Here is a 15,622-nt window from a genome sequence, read left to right on the forward strand (position 1 = left end):
GGTGAACGGGGCGACCTGTTCTGCCCTCCTTGGGCGTTTCCTCCCTAGACTTGGACCGCGCTTCATGCGCGGTCTTTTTTATTGGCCGCGCGAATATGTGCCTATTCCGCCGCGAGCGGTTGGTCGTGAAAATAAAAATCGGGCAGCGAGACGAGGTCGGCAAGAAACTGGGCGATATCCCGCTGTAGTTGATCGAAACCGGACTTCTTCTCGTAACTCTGTTCGTTGAGATAAAGGCCGCGATTGACCTCGATCTGCAGCGCGTGAAGGCCCTTCAACGGGCTGCCGTAATGTTCGGTGATATAGCCCCCGGCATAAGGCTTGTTATGCGCAACGAGGTAGCCCATTTCCCGCAGGAGATGGATAGCGGAGTTGGCAAGTTCCGGCGCGCAGCTCGTTCCGAACCGGTCGCCGATGATGAAATCCGGGCGCATACCGCTCTCCGGCAAGCGGATACCTGTCGGCATCGAATGGCAATCCACCAGGACGCCGTAACCGAAGCGCTGTCGCGTTGCCGAGAGAAGGCCGCTGAGCCTGGCATGGTAGGGCTTGTAGATCGTGCCGATGCGATCCAGCGCCTCGCCCAGCGGCAATTTCTTTGCATAGATTTCCTGGCCCTCGCCAACGAGGCGCGGCACGGTACCGAGGCCTCCGGCGACACGGGCGGAACTTCCGTTGGCATAGGAGGGCAGCGCCTCCTGAAACATCTTGGCGTCGAGTTCGTAGGGTTCGCGATTGACATCGAGATAGGCGCGCGGGAAGTGCGCCAGCAACAAGGGTGCTCCAAGCGGCACGGCGGAAGCGAACAGCTGGTCGACGAAACAATCCTCAGACCGGCGAATGGTCTGCGGGTCGAGTTGCGACTGTTCGAGGAAAGCGCGCGGGTAAAAGCGGCCGCTATGCGGGGAATTGAAAACGAAAGGAATGCGCTGGTCGGAGGGTTGCCGCACTTCGAACGGCTGGATATCGGTGAAATCGCGCTCGACTGTCATCTTCTGCTTCAAGGTTTCGCTGCAAGGCGGGCTGGTTTTCCCCACTCTAGTGCAAGTTTCCGCGATAGGGAATTGATGAACGGTTCGAAACGGCTTGTCCGCCAACTTTCCCCGGCGTTAAGGCTCAATGCTGATCACACTGGCGACACCTCGACTTTTGCCCCGTTCGCCCTTATTTCTAGCAAATCATTCACGCGATCTTTACCAAAAAAGCGTTTTGTTAAGAGTAGTACGACGCAGGGTTTGGGGATGATCCGGCGCTAGAGAATTCGGACGGACTGATGAAGAGAATCCTTCTTGCAGAAGATGACAATGATATGCGGCGCTTTCTGGTCAAGGCGCTGGAAAAGGCGGGCTATCACGTCACGCATTTCGACAATGGTGCCAGCGCCTACGATCGCTTGCGCGAAGAGCCGTTCTCGCTGCTTCTGACCGACATCGTCATGCCTGAGATGGACGGGATCGAGCTTGCACGGCGCGCCTCGGAGATCGACCCGGACTTGAAGATCATGTTCATTACCGGCTTTGCCGCCGTTGCCCTCAATTCCGATTCGAAGGCGCCCAAGGATGCCAAGGTGCTGTCGAAGCCCTTTCATTTGCGCGATCTCGTCAACGAAATCGAAAAAATGCTGGTCGCAGCTTGAGAACCTGCGACATTCTTTCGTTCCGGCAAAGAAAGCCTGATAAGTTCTTCAGGCGCTATTGACGGGGCTGATTCAATATGGTGTATGCGCCCCGTCAGATGGGCGTGTAGCTCAGCGGGAGAGCACTACGTTGACATCGTAGGGGTCACAGGTTCAATCCCTGTCACGCCCACCATCTGAACCCTCCCCTATAGTTCGTATATTATATGTCTGCCGCGCAGCTGTTGAGGCTGGGCGAGCCAGAAATCCTAAACCTTCGCACGCTTCAAGACGTCATTGATTCTACTTTGCCAGCCCTTGCCCGTGGCTTTGAACTTGGCAATGACGTCTGCATCGAGACGGATCGTAACCGGCATTTTGGTCAGATCCGCCTTTGGCCGGCCGCGTCTGGCAATTTCTCTGTCCATCTCGGTGGCAAGCTCTGGGAGAGCTTCACGGAAGGGCTTCGCTTGGGCGATCTCTCCCTTCGTCAGGGGCTGGCTATCGACTGCGTCCCAATCCTCTTGCGTGAAACCACGACCCGGTTCAAAGCCTGTCTTGAACGTTTTTTTGACCATTAAAGCAAACGCCTTTCGTCTATACGTGCTGGACGCATCGAGATCACCGACAATGCTTTTTTTCCAAGCACGGCAAAGACCACCACAATCATGCCGCTCTCGAAACGACCGATAGCTTTGCTGCGGCCTGCCCTGGCTGGAATGATCATCGAAGCAAGAAAGAACTCAAGCGACAAGGCAGCAAAGTCCAAGCCATGCTTCGATATGTTAGCCAATCGTTTAGGTTCGTCCCAAATGATCTTCATTTATAATGTACGTACATTAATTCATTAAACAAGGGTCTTCCTGCGCACAGTTAAACCCATTGCATTCTCGTGGCGCAAGCGTTCTCCCCCATGTATGATCGGTGCGAGCGTAAACGAGCGCGGGGGCATCATGGATTGGAACGAGCTTTCGGGGCCGCAGTTGAAAATCCTGCGCGAGGCTATACTCCGCTCGTTTCCGACAGTGTCGCGCTTCGACATGTTCCTCTCCGACGAACTCGACAAGGGGTCGCTCGCCAATGAGGTCGGGCCCGGCAGCTTCGAGCAACAAATCCATGCCTATCTGATCAGCATCCAGAGCGAGGGGTGGACCGACAGCCTCGTCGACGCCCTGCAGAGACAGCGCGGCAAAAATCCGTGGGTACGGCGGCTGCCGGATGCCATCCGTGCAGCGGGGACCTCCGCACCGGAGCGCTTGGCCGCAGCCCCCTCGATGCAGCTCGAAAAGATCGTGCAGGGTGGTGGCTTTGCCGATCTGAGGATCTGGGCGCAAAGCCTCGCTCTCGTTAGCGCGGCGACGTGCCGGATCGAGTTTCCGAGCGGGCAGGCGCAAGGCACCGGGCTTCTCGTCGCGCCCGATCTGGTCCTCACCAATTATCATGTCGTCAAGCGGCAGTTGAACAAGGAGGCGAGCCCCGCCGACGTCGTTTGTCGTTTCGGGTATGCCCGCGATGCCAACGGGTTAGACGAGGGCACGCCCCATAATCTTGCCGCAGGCGACGCATGGACGCTTGATGCCAGCCCGTTCGATACGGTCGACACCGGCGGTGCAGGCATCGCCAGCGCGTCGAACCTCGATTACGCGGTGCTGCGTCTCACATCGCCGCTGACCGACTGGAAGCCGATCCGCGTTGCAGCCAATATCGCTCTTCCCAATGCAGATTTGCCAGTTCTCATCGTTCAACACCCGGCAGGAACGCCGCAAGCGCTGGCGATCGGCAAATCGCTCGGCACCAACGAGAACGGCTCGCGCTTTCGCTATGACGCCGATACACTCGGCGGCTCGTCCGGTTCGCCGGTCTTCAACCAGCGTCTGGAACTTGTCGCCCTGCACCATGCGGGCGATCCGCGATCTGAAATTCGTGCCGCGTACAATCAGGGCATACCGATTGGCCTTATCGTCGCTGCCTGGCAGGCCAAGCACCTTCCCCCGTTCTGGCAATAGGTCTAGCCTGCAGCCGCAATGAACGCGGCGGCCTTTGGCGCCGCGGCGAGATTGCTCTCGATTTCCGCCAGCACCACATCGGCGACCGCCTGGTGCGACAGGCGGCAGAACATGGTTTCGGTGCTGTTGAACGTTCCGTTCTCGAAGAGCTTATTGACCGGCGCGCCGCCCATGCAAAGGTTGAAATAGGCGCAGCTTGCCTTGCATCGGCTGACCCCTTCATCGATATCGCGCCACATCGCGCGAAATGCCGGCGATGCCAGCACACCGGACGGCGTCGCTTCGGCTAGATTTCCAATACAGAAATCCCCAAAGCCTTCATTTTTGAGGCCGGCAAGTTCAGGCGAGAAAGTGAAGAGATCGCCGCCGGACGATACGGTCACGATCCCGAACGGAGCGTTCTGCGAATTGTAGCCGAAGTAGCCGAAGGCCGGGCTCTGCAGGCAGGCGAGAAGGTCTTCGCGTTCGCGGATCAATATGGGAGGATCGGCTGCGCGCGCTCTTTCGCTCACGTGGGCGAAGAAACGGCGGAATGCGGTATCCGACCCTTCCGCCTCAAGCGTCGACGTTTCAACGGAGCCCTCTATTTCCTCGACGTTGAAACCCACATGGCGAATATCCTCCGCATTGAAGAAATCCATCAGTTCTTCCGCAGCATCGAGGGTCGCCTTGCCGACTACGCAGATGATATGGAAGGGGACGCCGCGGCGGCGCAGATGATCGATGCCGCGCATGACCTGCGCATGCGTGCCTTTCCCCGATCGCGTTTTGCGCCGTGCATCATGCAGCCGCGCTGTTCCGTCGAGGCTGACACCGACACGCATATGCGTTTCCAGGAAGAAGTCACACCATTTGTCGTCGATCAGCATGCCGTTGGTCTGCATGGCGTGCGGCACGGCGAGTCCGGCCGGCGCCACCCGGTCGAAAAGGGCAATGGCCTGACGATACCATTCCGGCGCAACGACCAGGGGCTCGCCGGCGTGCCAGACGATTGTAAAGTCCGGCGCATTGAGTCGTGCATCGAAGATGAAGCTGGCGGCGCGGCCGACTGTTTCCAGCGGCATGACCGTTTTGTCGTTACGATGCGGCAAATAGCAATAATCGCAATTGATGTTGCAGAACGCCGTCGGCTGCATCACCAGCAGCCGGGTCGTGCCGCGCAAGGACTGCGCGTCTAATAATTCTGCCATCCATTCGCCCAGTTCGGAAAATTACCGAAGTTCGGAAAATTCTGCCACTGCGCAATCTGCGTACTGTCAGGCTCTTCTGCCAGTTCGGGCTTGCCGATTGCTTTCAGATAATCCGACCTGATCTGACCAAGCCTGTCGATCGCACGCAGGTTTTCCACGGCGACAGGTGCTTCGGGCGATGCGTTCCCCGGCTGGGTCAGTGCGACCGCCGCCAGGGCGCCGAGACCCAAAGTTCGCAGATTACTCGTTACTTTCATCTTCAACTCCAGGCCAACCTTTATCGGGTTTCGATACAAATGCCTTGCATTCCGCGATGTCCTTGCACGTCTGCGGCAAGCGATATTTGAAACCGGCTGCACCCTGAAGCGAGGTTCCGCTGGCATTCTGCCACCGCATCTCGAGGATATCGCTCAGCGGCTGGGTTCCAACGAGATATCGCCACTTGCGCAACTTGACGTCTTCGAGCCACAGCCAATCGCCCTGAACGCCTGCGTCGATGATTTTGGGACCGATATATACGATGCGGGTCCGAGCCGTATGCCCGTCGTCCGGCTCGGCAAGGCCATTCGCAGCATCCCTATACTGCACCTCTATCGTGTTCTGGCAGTCCGACAGATCATCAAGGCATTTCTTGTTGTCATAACCCGCTCTGTATACCACAAGCTGCTTGTCATTTGTATCAAGATCGACGGGACCGGCGTCACAGGTGCGATAGGTCGGCCTCGTGTCGAGGGCCCTGACATCGTCGGGTCCGCCCTTCCCTGCCGTCGCCCTGAAAAGGTTTACCCTGTAGGACCGGCACGCCCGCCCTTCTTTGGCCGCATCGTTCCCTTGACCGTCGGCCAGCAACCCTGCGCCAGCCATTCCGGTCGGGACTTGGATCGGATCAGAAAGGCCTGTCGTTGTCCACAAATACACATTCGTCCGCTTGCCCGCATGTTCCGGGCCGATGTTCGGAATCAAAAAGCCGACGACCGCGCCGGCCTGGACGAACTTCACATCCTGGATTTTTACATCTGCCAGCCGCGTGCGTATCTCGCGATCCTGGACGAGGAGGTTGATTTTCTCGCCGCTTTCAGTCGAGCGCGGTCCGCGAACGCCAAATTGCGTCGGTGTGTTGAGCCGCCGCAAGCCTACATATGTGTCGAGCCGCGTGGTCATATTGTTGCTGGGTGATTCCGATACGTCGAGACGGAAAACCCAGTTGCCGTCCTTCGACCCGCATTCAAGTTTTGTAACGGTACTTATGGGGTTTCCATCGAAGGGTGACGGCACCTTGAACGCTATCTTGGACGCATCTAATGCGCCGGAATTCTCGGTCGCCTTCTTGCAGTCCACGTTCTGGATTTCGCCCTTCGGCAAGCCAGGCTCGAACGAAACCATAAGATCGGCGCCATAGACCGCGCGCGCACCGGTATCGATGAGGCCGATGGTTTTACGCAGCACGGATTTCTGCTGTTCGTCATGCGTAGATTGATAGTCCGCTTTTACCGTGTCGATCAGCCATTTCAGGGCGCGATCGTCAGCACCGTTACGAGGGGCCGTCGAATTGGCGAAATCATTGACCGCGAGCGCACGGTTGAGTTGCACCGCAAGGCCGTCAGCCCTGACGCGCTCATTATTGGCCCACAACGAGGCTCCAAGCGCGACCATGGCCAAAACGGCGATGGCGCTGACACCCCACATGACGAGGGTCTGCAACTGGTTGACCCATTTGCTGCCCCATTCGCGCCACTTGACGGCGTCGCGCCAGAGGTCTCCTATCCAACGAATACGCTTGTCCGGCTCTACCAGGGCCTGGCCAGTATCGCCGATTGAAACAAGTTGCTTCTTTTTCTCGACAAGAACGTCCTTGGCCCACGCATCGCTGTAGCGGGAATCCGGGCCGAACAGCAGGCGTAGTGTCGCCTGGCTTTCCGAAGGGATCAGCGTGCTCGCCGCCTCCCAGTTCCTGTGGAACAAGCGATGCAGCAGCCCGCTTTCGATATTGTCGATCGCCGGAAGCTCCTGGATTGCGAGCTGCGCCAGGCGCTGTTCGAGGCGCTTTTGCAATTCGAGATGCTGCTTGTACGCCGCCCAGTTACGGATGAGCGACTCGTGCGTGACATTGTAGATGTCCGACCTCTCTCCGCTCTCGGATGGCAGGAGTTCGACGAGGCCCGCATCCTCGAACTTTTGCAGCGCATCGCGCAGGTAGGACCGAAGGAGCTCCTTCGCCGCCTTCGATGTTCCGAGCCGAACCGCGCCGGCGCTCGTCGCCAGCATCTCGTCGACCGAAACGAATTTTCTCACCGCCTGGCCGCCATCATCGAGCTGCGCCAGACAGCACAAGGAAACGGAAAGAATTCCTTCTGCCTCAAGACGCAAATCATTCTGGCCGCCCTTGAAGCCTTGCTCCATCGCCATCGCCGTCATCACGTCCTCGGCCTCGGCGAAAACCCGATCGGCGGCGGCGTTGAGACAGCGCCCGAGCCGGCATACCTGCTCGTTGGCCGCCGTTGGCGTCCAACCGGGAACGGACGCAAGATGCTGGGTGTCGATTTCGAACTGCGCATCCTTGTTCTTTGCCCGCCTCGCAATCCAGTCATCGACGGCGTGTTCCCAGACCAGCGGCAGAAAATGCTGCAAGAGGGGCAACTTATCGGCCTTGTGCTGAAGAGCTTCGCCGGCCTCCCGGTACGCCTCCTTGAGCTCCTTCACCGATTCTGCCGTGTAGGGTGCGATCCGCGCTTCGGTGGCGGCGTCGAGGGGCAGTTCCCAGAGCTTGGCAAGTCGGCCTGCCGGCTCGACGATTGCCGCCTCGATGTCATCACCGGTGACGAGGTCAACCAGATACATCGAGGAATTGATAACCTCGGCCATGCCGGCATATTCGGAAAACCGGTGGAGTTCCTCGCTGCGCATCGTGGCAACCGCGAAGAGACATGCAGGCTTGTACTCGTAAATATCGCGGAGCAAGCCAATCAGCGCCTTGCGACCATCCGCATCGCACTCCTTGCGGAATATCTCCTCGAACTGATCGATGTGAAGCAGGAGCAGTGGGCGCCCGCTCCGCTCGCCATAGCTTGCGGCTTCGTCAAAAGTCGCAAGGACTTCACTGACGAAATCAAATACCGATCGGGTCGATATGGTGCCTTTGGTCGGCGAAATCTCGCGATCCAGCCATCGCAGCGTTGCTGTCTCGACATCGTGCTGTGTTGCACCGTCGGGCCATTCGATACCAAACTCGCGCGCCGCTCCGCGTATACGGTCCGTTGCCCCACGGATCGAGGCCGATTTTTCCGCGGTCGAGCGCTCGGGGAAGTCGCCTTTGGGCATGTCTTCAGTATCGGGATCGACATAGGCGAGGTCGATGATCGAACGTAGAACGCTCCACAAAGCTTGTTGAAGTTGCCCGATCGGATCTTTTGCCGGCCGCATTTCGGCGACATACCAAGCGCCCCATTGCCCCTTGATCGGAATACTGTCGAGTTCCGCGATAAGGCCAGCGCGTGTCAGCGAAGACTTGCCGCTGCCCGAACCGCCGACGACAAAGGTCATTCTCCCGGATGTCGCCGTGTTCTCGGTCTCGCGATTGGCGAAGAATTTTTTCAGATCGCGCTTTTGTGTTTCGCGGCCACAGAAATACCGCGCAAGGTCCCTGCGAAAACTGCGCAGGCCCGGATAGGGGGTCGTGATGAGGATACCCGCCCCCTTGGCGAAACACGATTTGTCACCCGCTAGCCAGCGCCGGATGAAGATCTCGGCATGGGTCTCCGGCAGGTCGGTCGCTGCACCGGGGATTACGTTCACGCGTACCGCCTCCCTAGTGGTGCATCATGTCTTTGGCCGCATCGATTAGATGGTTCATATCGCTGCTGTTGAAATCGATCTTGTTGTTGTCGCGTCTGACCTTGAGCAGGTTCCAGCGCCGCACAGAAAGGCCTTCGTCAAATTTGAGACCATCGAACTTATCGAAATTCTGAAACAGCACGGCGATACGGAAAATCTTCGGCTCGCGATCCGGAAAATATTGTCCGACCAGTCGGTCGATCCGCGTATCCCAATCCTCGAAATGATTGATCGTATGCTGCTTATCGCCGGGCCTGGTTCTCTGATCATGGGCGGCGACGATATTGAGTTGCGCCCGATTAAAACGGCTCACACTCTCCTCGAGGCTATCGAGCGATACGGCGACTGTTTCATATTCGCCAGGCTTGACCACGGTCTGGCCGAGCTTTTGCAGGTTGGTCGAAAGAAGCTGGCGGTTTGGATCGCTGTCGGGAAGATTTTCGAAACGCGTACGCAGCTTGCTCTCGCAAAGGTCGCCGAAGCCGGCAAGTTTGGCAAGCTTTGCCCCGATTTCTTCGACCGAACCTTTCCAGGCGTTCTCTGTTTTCGGATTGATCTCCGTGCTGTCCCACCACTCGCCTGCCGAGCGCCAGTAGACGCGCTGGAACTTGCTGACGCTATCGCGCCAAATGCCCACCACATCGTCGTTGGAATACCCGAGGGCGTCCATGAGCAGCGGGATCATCTTGTCCTTGAGCCCGCCGACAGTGGTGTTTCGCTCCGATGCGGAGCGTGTAAAAATCGGCGGATATCGGAAGAACTCGTCACGCTGCGGCACGGTCATCCGCATTGTATCGCCCCAGCCATCCTCCCAGTACTGTACACGGTCCGCGTTGAATCGGCGCAGATATTGAAAAAGCGCAACGTCGCCAGCCTGCGTGCCCGGATCGGTGTCAGCGGTCGACGGCGTCCCAAGCAACAAGACATTGGACAATTTGGGTGACAGCGGCTCGTCCGGCAGATTGAGAAAAGCCTGAAGTTCAGCGCGGACGCTAGCCCTGTCTTTTGGATCATTCTTGAGCTCCCGCAAGAATATGGGCTCGTCATCGATGGCAGGATACTTGGCGCGATAGCGGTCCTTCCATTTGTTCCACCAGTTGCCCATCTCCTCCTTCTCATAGATGAGCATGAAACGTTTGCGCGCCTCGGGGGGACCCGAACGGGATTTGAGCCAATCGTTGAACGCATGGTCGAAGACAGTACCATCCGTCGCTTCCAGATTTTCGAGATCGACCGGCGTTGCAATAGCGAGGAAATACTTGGACTGGCTGATCTGCTCTGCTTTGAGTTCAGTAACTTTCGCCCACAGCTCAGCAGTAAATGGATGGTATTGTGCAAAGTAATCGAAGACGCCTTCGTCATCGCAATACTTGAAAGCGACTTCCCCTTGCATGTAGGTCCGGAACCACATGTTGCTGTCGATATCGACTGGGTCCATAAGCGACTGGATCTGCGAGCGGATTCGCTTCTTTGTCGTCAGAATGCGCAGGAACTTGTCCATCAGTGCTTCGGGAATAATCGTATCGACAATGTAATCCTGCAGCGCCTCCTCATAGCCGAGGTCCGGATTGACCACCGTTGCGGGAAGCGGCAAAAATTCCTGATCGGATAGAAAGATAGAGAAGAGGTTCAGGTTGGGAAACGCCTGACCAATCAAATATCGAAGCAATTTGATTTCACTGCCACTCAAGTCACTCACGCAAGCGTCCCCCGAGACACGAGAACTCTGATTGGTCAATATAGCATAAATTACTTAAAGTTCACTCGGATAGACTGGAGAATCTTTAATCACTTGGTATTAACATGTTGGACCATAACTTGTTCATCGCCCGTCTTCTACAACTAAGTACTCGATTTCATTGCAGAAAACACTGAATAGCCGCGCAGAGGGTCTTACTTTACGTAGCGTGGCTCCGAAATAGCGCCGTCACAATCACTGATCTATCATCATGGCATCCCGCCAGACCGCTCTCGAATACTGAACGGCGCTTACGACGGGATGGATCGCCGCAAGCGCCTCTTCTTGAACCAACTAATTCCTTTGGAGCAAATGGGGCAGGCTTCAGCAGATTTCGCTTGATCAGGCGCAATTTTGTGTCAAGATCGTCAAATATTCGCTTGAATAGTACATGTTACTAAAGCATTTGCAACAACTTATAGTTGATAATACTGGAGTTTATTAGGTTTATTGGTCTTGCACCAATGCTGAAGATTCCAGGTCGAATTACTTTGCCTATTGAATAGCAGTGCATGGCGGCAACCCGAGGTACGCGACCTGACAGCGATATCGGGAATTGACGTGGACGGCAGACTGGAGTTGCGCCCGTTTTACGAAGCCAGGCGTTGGCGGGTCTTGGACCATGTTCCATTTGCGGAGGATAGGATGCCTGCGACCCCTCAACTGCTCGATCTGACGGCACTCGGCACCATTGGCGGCATGACGCTTGCAACGACTGCAGTAACGAACGGCCTTTGGCGTTCCCTAGGCTGGCAACCGCGATGGCTGGGGCTCGCAGTGTCTTTAGTGATCTGCCTCGCAACCGCGTTCTTTGCCGGCAGCACCGCCGGAGCCGACCTCTTCCTTGCGGTCCTCAATGCCTTTGTCGTCTACCTCGCCGCGGCTGGCACGAGCGGCGCCGGCGCCGCGCTCCAGGGCGGCGAAGCACCCGCTCCCGCAAATGAGGGGCGCGAACTGCCCGGAGTGGACGAGGGACCAGCGGAAAGGCAGTTCCTGCGCTCCTGGTTTTGACGAATGGAGCTTTTGCAATGAGTTGCGCCTGAGGGCGGACAGGTGGGGAAAATGGGGAATACGGACGCTGACAGGCTGAAGGATTATCTGACGCTCATCACCAGGAAACATGGCGGTATCGAGCCCATCAGAAACATGCTGGAGGAGCGGACCAAGGCTGGAGGCGATTCCGGTCTCGAAAGCATGCCCGGCGATACGGATGAGACGAGGCTCGCCAAATCGGGCCTCGAAGCGATCGAGCTTGGCCGCGATCCCTCCGAGGGTGAGCTTTACGGCCTTGAAGCGATCATCCTGCCGGACTTGCGCCCGGCAATCGACATCGTCGACAATACCTTTACCGTCACGCATCCGCTCTGGCGACGCCTTTCGGACGATGCCGCCATCCGCACCAGGATAGAAGGGATCATTCCGTCGATCGGCCGCATCGAATTGCCGGGCAACAACAAGTATCCCTATGGTGGCACCGGCTTTGTCGTCGGCGACGGCCTGCTGATGACCAACAGGCATGTCGCCGAAATTTTCTCGAAAGGGCTTGGCGACCGCAGGCTCGCCTTTATCGACGGCGCACGGGCGGCCATTGATTTCAAGCGCGAACAGGGACGTCCGACCGGCCCGATGCTCGACGTCGTTCGCGTGGTCATGATCCATCCCTATTGGGACATGGCAATTCTTGCCGTGAACGGCCTTCCCGCAACCGCCAAGCCGTTGAAGCTTTCGCTATCGGATGCGCGCGACCTTACGGGCCACGATATTTTTGCCATCGGCTATCCCGCCTTCGATCCCCGCAACCCCTCCGATGTTCAGAACGATGTCATGGCAGGACGTTACGGCGTCAAGCGGTTGCAACCGGGCGAACTCCAGGGCGGCATAACGACATCGAGCTTCGGCAAGATGGTGCCTGCCGCGACACATGACTGCTCGACGCTCGGCGGAAACTCGGGCTCGGCAATTCTCGACCTGGATAGCGGCGAGGTCATGGGCCTGCACTTCGGGGGCCTTTACCAGAAGCAGAATTATGCCGTGCCGGCGTATGAGCTTTCGCGCGACAGCCGCGTAATTGCGGCCGGCGTGCAATTTGCCGGACCGCCGAGCGGCGGCGCCAATGATTGGGGCGATTGGTGGCAGCGGGCCGATGGTGCCGAACTTGTTGCGAATGGCGTAGACCCGACGATTTCCGGCACCGGGGATACCGCTTCCGGTGCCACCGCCAACGCCGCATCGTCGATCACGATCAAGCAAGAACGCGAGGTGGGACGCATCGTCCTGCCGCTACGCATTACCATTTCAGTCGACCTCGACGATCAGAAGGCCGTGGTCGTGGCAAGCGAAAGTGTGAGCGCCGACGACGCTGGCATGACTGAGTCCGCGCGGGCGCCGTTCCGCGATACGGATTTCAGCACGCGCAAGGGCTATGACGCACATTTTCTCAATGACCCAAGTCAAGAGGCGCTCCTCGCGCCGGTCGAGGTGGCCATGCCGCAGGCAGCGGATGCGAGCGTGCTCGCCAGGACGCTCACGGGATCGGACACGCTTCACTATGAGAACTTCTCGATCAAGATGCATGCGCAGCGCCGCCTTGCTCTGATCACAGCGTCCAACGTCACCAAAGCGCCTGAACTCAAACGGCCTGAACCCGGTCGCGATTATACGCGGCGCGGCCTTTCCGGCCTCGGCGAGAGCGACCAGGAACTATGGTTTACCGATCCGCGCCTCGATGAAGCCCTGCAGATTCCGGATGTGTTTTTCACCAGGGATCGCAAAGCTTTCGATAAGGGCCATATCGTGCGCCGCGACGACGTTGCCTGGGGCGCGACCTACGATCAACTGCGTCGGGCGAATGGCGATACCTATCACGTTACCAATTGCTCGCCGCAGGTCGCGGGGTTCAACCGGGCCGCCAGCGGCCACGAAAATTGGGGCGATCTTGAAAACTGCGTGCTCGCCGAGGCAGCCAACGAGCGGCTCTGCGTTTTCGCCGGACCGGTGCTCGACCCTTCAGACGAAGTCTTCACCGGCGTCGGCGACGGGCGAACTGTGCTCCGCGCCAAGATCCCGTCACGCTACTGGAAGGTGATCACCAGCCGCGTGGCCGATGGCATCGCCGCCTATGGATTCATGCTTGAGCAGGACCTTGCCGACGTCGATTTCGAATTTGCCGTGCCGGCCGAATTCGTGCCGGCAATGTATCCGATTGCCGACATCGAACGCCTGGCCGGCGTCCGCTTCGACGAACAGGTGCGCAAGGCCGATCAGTACGAGACGGTTCGCGGAACCGAAGTCGGGCTGCACGCAGGCACTCGCCGGAAAAAAATGGCGGCAGGCGGGCCGGCTCAACCCGCTCGAACGCAAAAATAAGGGAGGGTACAATCGATGCCACGTTGTCCTTTTGCGACCTGGAAGCCGATCAGCGGTTCGTCTGGAACCTATACCGGGGGACCGTTCAAGATCGTTCATCACACGACCGAAGGTAGTTCCGCGGAGGGCGCATTCGCCGCTTTCAAGGCGAACAGATCCGATCCGCATTTCACGGTTGATGCCACCACAATCTACCAGCACATCGATACGGACACTGCGTCACGGGCGCTCAAGAACCTCGCCGACGGTGTCCAGACGAACCGCGATTCGGCCATCCAGATCGAAGTCGTAGGGTTCGCCCACCGGCCAAAAATTCGCGCCACCCTCGATAATGTTCGACGGCTTTGCCGCTGGCTCGAAGCCACCCATTCCATTCCGAAAGTCTGGCCGAATGGCTTGCCCAAGCCTGCGGTCAACGGGCAGGACCCGGGCGGCCATAACCGCAACGCTAGCATCTGGGATACGAAGGGCGGCCATTACGGCCACAGCAACGTGCCGGAAAATACCCACTGGGACCCGGCCTACACCAAGCCGGAAGTCGATTACCTGATGCTTGAAGATACGGAGGGACCGGAGGTCGTGGAGGGGCTGGAAACCATTCCGTTTTCCGATCCCGGGCTTGAAAGCGACCATTCGCATATGCCGGACCATGCCGATCCGCAAGGCACGCATACTGAAATGCCGGCAAGGCGACCGGCACGTGCCCGGGCCAAGCCGGCTGCAAAGGCGCCTTCGCGACCTAAGAAGTCCGTCAAGTTCGACGAGAGCCCCGTGGGCACAGTCAAGGTCGCAAGGGCAGCCGGAACGAAGAAGGCCCCGCGGACGCCTGTAAGGGACAAGGCGCCGCGGAAGATCGACTAGGCCTTCTAGGCGGCGCAGGCTTCGCAAATGGCGGCGACGTGCCGATGGTCGGTGCCGCAGCACCCGCCGAGGACGCGCATCCGCGGAAACGCCCGGGTCAGCGCTTGATAGCGGCGTCCCAGATCGAGTGGATCGCCCGCGTCGAGCGTGGTCGAGTCGTCGAGCTCAGCGTGACTTTTGGTCGAAGCATTGGCTCTCAGGCCGCCAATGCGGCGGGTCCACGCTTCGCCTTGCTCCAGGACCTGCGCGAAGTGCGTGGGATGCGCACAATTGATCATGTAGTATTGCGGCGAACCACCCGTCGCCTCGTCGACCCGTTCGATCGCTTCCCGCAGAGACAAACCCGTCACCAGCTTGCCATCGGTTTCCACCGTGAATGATATCACACAAGGCATTTCATTGGCTCGGGCGGCGCGCGCGATGCCGATCGCTTCGTTGTAGTTGGTAAGCGTGTAGGCGGCGACCAGATCGGCTTCGGTATCGGCAAAGGTTGCGATCTGCGCGGCATGATAGGCCTCGGCCTCATCGGCATTCATATTGCCGGCCTTGTAGCCGTCGCCGCGCGGACCGATTGCGCCGCTGATGACGCAGGGCGTTGCAGGCGTTTCATATTCCTGACGAAGTTCGGCAAGCAGGTCCACCGAACGGCGGTTGACGGGGTCCAGGTCGGCGGGGCCGTAGCCGAGCTTGGCGCCCCAGTCCGCGTTTGCCCGCCATGTCGGCGTGTCGAGGATGAAGCCGGTACCGTTCTCTTTCGCCACTTCAAGATAGCGAACATAGTAGTCTTTGAGATGCTGCCGTCCCTCGTCGGTCAACATCAATACGAATGCGGCAAATTCCGGCAGCTCAATGCCTTCCAGGAATATGAGTGTCGTTTCCATCCCCCCATCGCTGAGGAAAAGGCTGCCGGAAAGCTGCGGCAGATTCTGGCGATATTTTGCCATGATCGTCTCCAAGGTTACTGCCGCACTCCCCGGTCATTTGACCCTTGTCGGCATGGTCCTTTTTGCGCTCT

At 58.3% G+C, this 15,622-nt stretch carries 13 protein-coding genes and 1 tRNA gene; 6 read left to right on the top strand and 8 right to left on the bottom strand.

Annotated features, from left to right (window positions below; all coding sequences use genetic code 11):
* Positions 1-101 precede the first annotated feature (101 nt).
* Positions 102-992, bottom strand: a complete 891-nt coding sequence (locus HQ945_RS12995; RefSeq protein WP_113280936.1) for an N-formylglutamate amidohydrolase — start codon at positions 990-992, stop codon at positions 102-104.
* 281 nt (positions 993-1,273) lie between these two features.
* Between HQ945_RS12995 and cpdR the strand changes: the two genes are divergently transcribed.
* Positions 1,274-1,636, top strand: a complete 363-nt coding sequence (cpdR, locus tag HQ945_RS13000) for a cell cycle two-component system response regulator CpdR (protein ID WP_027229490.1) — start codon at positions 1,274-1,276, stop codon at positions 1,634-1,636.
* A 100-nt stretch (positions 1,637-1,736) separates the two neighbouring features.
* Positions 1,737-1,811 (top strand) — tRNA-Val (locus tag HQ945_RS13005).
* A 73-nt stretch (positions 1,812-1,884) separates the two neighbouring features.
* Here HQ945_RS13005 and HQ945_RS13010 read toward each other — a convergent pair.
* On the bottom strand, positions 1,885-2,193 hold the full coding sequence (locus HQ945_RS13010; RefSeq protein WP_113280893.1) for a BrnA antitoxin family protein: 309 nt from the start codon (positions 2,191-2,193) through the stop codon (positions 1,885-1,887).
* Positions 2,193-2,438, bottom strand: a complete 246-nt coding sequence (locus HQ945_RS13015; RefSeq protein ID WP_113280894.1) for a BrnT family toxin — start codon at positions 2,436-2,438, stop codon at positions 2,193-2,195. The genes HQ945_RS13010 and HQ945_RS13015 overlap by 1 nt, the downstream gene beginning before the upstream one ends.
* A gap of 130 nt (positions 2,439-2,568) precedes the next feature.
* Between HQ945_RS13015 and HQ945_RS13020 the strand changes: the two genes are divergently transcribed.
* Positions 2,569-3,621, top strand: a complete 1,053-nt coding sequence (locus HQ945_RS13020) for a trypsin-like peptidase domain-containing protein (RefSeq protein ID WP_162737197.1) — start codon at positions 2,569-2,571, stop codon at positions 3,619-3,621.
* A gap of 2 nt (positions 3,622-3,623) precedes the next feature.
* Here the strand turns inward: HQ945_RS13020 and grrM are convergent, their stop codons facing one another.
* The 4 genes from grrM to HQ945_RS13040 are packed head-to-tail and all read right to left on the bottom strand — an operon-like array spanning position 3,624 to position 10,341.
* The gene (gene grrM / locus HQ945_RS13025; RefSeq protein WP_246272650.1) at positions 3,624-4,811 is read right to left on the bottom strand and encodes a cyclophane-forming radical SAM/SPASM peptide maturase GrrM/OscB; all 1,188 of its coding nucleotides are present in this window, start codon (positions 4,809-4,811) and stop codon (positions 3,624-3,626) included.
* Positions 4,796-5,068: a hypothetical protein gene (locus HQ945_RS13030; protein WP_153668313.1), complete on the bottom strand. Its 273-nt coding sequence runs from the start codon at positions 5,066-5,068 to the stop codon at positions 4,796-4,798. Before HQ945_RS13030 ends, grrM begins: the two co-directional genes overlap by 16 nt.
* On the bottom strand, positions 5,052-8,603 hold the full coding sequence (locus HQ945_RS13035; protein ID WP_113280897.1) for an nSTAND1 domain-containing NTPase: 3,552 nt from the start codon (positions 8,601-8,603) through the stop codon (positions 5,052-5,054). Before HQ945_RS13035 ends, HQ945_RS13030 begins: the two co-directional genes overlap by 17 nt.
* A gap of 13 nt (positions 8,604-8,616) precedes the next feature.
* A complete protein-coding gene (locus tag HQ945_RS13040; RefSeq protein WP_174208144.1) occupies positions 8,617-10,341 on the bottom strand; it encodes a hypothetical protein in 1,725 nt (574 codons plus the stop codon).
* A 684-nt stretch (positions 10,342-11,025) separates the two neighbouring features.
* Here HQ945_RS13040 and HQ945_RS13045 point away from each other — a divergent pair.
* From HQ945_RS13045 to HQ945_RS13055, 3 genes are read left to right on the top strand one after another with little or no spacing between them, the layout of a single operon-like run.
* The gene (locus HQ945_RS13045; protein ID WP_091925398.1) at positions 11,026-11,391 is read left to right on the top strand and encodes a hypothetical protein; all 366 of its coding nucleotides are present in this window, start codon (positions 11,026-11,028) and stop codon (positions 11,389-11,391) included.
* Between the two features lie 51 nt (positions 11,392-11,442).
* The gene (locus HQ945_RS13050; RefSeq protein ID WP_174208145.1) at positions 11,443-13,746 is read left to right on the top strand and encodes a DNA/RNA non-specific endonuclease; all 2,304 of its coding nucleotides are present in this window, start codon (positions 11,443-11,445) and stop codon (positions 13,744-13,746) included.
* Positions 13,747-13,761: 15 nt separating this feature from the next.
* Positions 13,762-14,607: an N-acetylmuramoyl-L-alanine amidase gene (locus tag HQ945_RS13055; protein WP_174208146.1), complete on the top strand. Its 846-nt coding sequence runs from the start codon at positions 13,762-13,764 to the stop codon at positions 14,605-14,607.
* Positions 14,608-14,612: 5 nt separating this feature from the next.
* Here the strand turns inward: HQ945_RS13055 and HQ945_RS13060 are convergent, their stop codons facing one another.
* Positions 14,613-15,551 (bottom strand): homocysteine S-methyltransferase family protein, encoded by a 939-nt coding sequence (locus HQ945_RS13060; protein WP_174208147.1) that lies wholly within the window; start codon positions 15,549-15,551, stop codon positions 14,613-14,615.
* Positions 15,552-15,622 lie beyond the last annotated feature (71 nt).

Source organism: Phyllobacterium pellucidum (assembly GCF_013327855.1).
Classification (GTDB): domain Bacteria; phylum Pseudomonadota; class Alphaproteobacteria; order Rhizobiales; family Rhizobiaceae; genus Phyllobacterium; species Phyllobacterium pellucidum.

Bases quoted from the DNA above. Each gene is read 5' to 3' on its own strand.
- grrM (WP_246272650.1), bottom strand. From the start codon at position 4,811: ATGGCAGAATTATTAGACGCGCAGTCCTTGCGCGGCACGACCCGGCTG.
- cpdR (WP_027229490.1), top strand. From the start codon at position 1,274: ATGAAGAGAATCCTTCTTGCAGAAGATGACAATGATATGCGGCGCTTT.
- HQ945_RS13015 (WP_113280894.1), bottom strand. From the start codon at position 2,438: ATGAAGATCATTTGGGACGAACCTAAACGATTGGCTAACATATCGAAG.
- HQ945_RS13030 (WP_153668313.1), bottom strand. From the start codon at position 5,068: ATGAAAGTAACGAGTAATCTGCGAACTTTGGGTCTCGGCGCCCTGGCG.
- HQ945_RS13050 (WP_174208145.1), top strand. From the start codon at position 11,443: ATGGGGAATACGGACGCTGACAGGCTGAAGGATTATCTGACGCTCATC.
- HQ945_RS13020 (WP_162737197.1), top strand. From the start codon at position 2,569: ATGGATTGGAACGAGCTTTCGGGGCCGCAGTTGAAAATCCTGCGCGAG.
- HQ945_RS12995 (WP_113280936.1), bottom strand. From the start codon at position 992: ATGACAGTCGAGCGCGATTTCACCGATATCCAGCCGTTCGAAGTGCGG.
- HQ945_RS13045 (WP_091925398.1), top strand. From the start codon at position 11,026: ATGCCTGCGACCCCTCAACTGCTCGATCTGACGGCACTCGGCACCATT.
- HQ945_RS13010 (WP_113280893.1), bottom strand. From the start codon at position 2,193: ATGGTCAAAAAAACGTTCAAGACAGGCTTTGAACCGGGTCGTGGTTTC.
- HQ945_RS13055 (WP_174208146.1), top strand. From the start codon at position 13,762: ATGCCACGTTGTCCTTTTGCGACCTGGAAGCCGATCAGCGGTTCGTCT.
- HQ945_RS13060 (WP_174208147.1), bottom strand. From the start codon at position 15,551: ATGGCAAAATATCGCCAGAATCTGCCGCAGCTTTCCGGCAGCCTTTTC.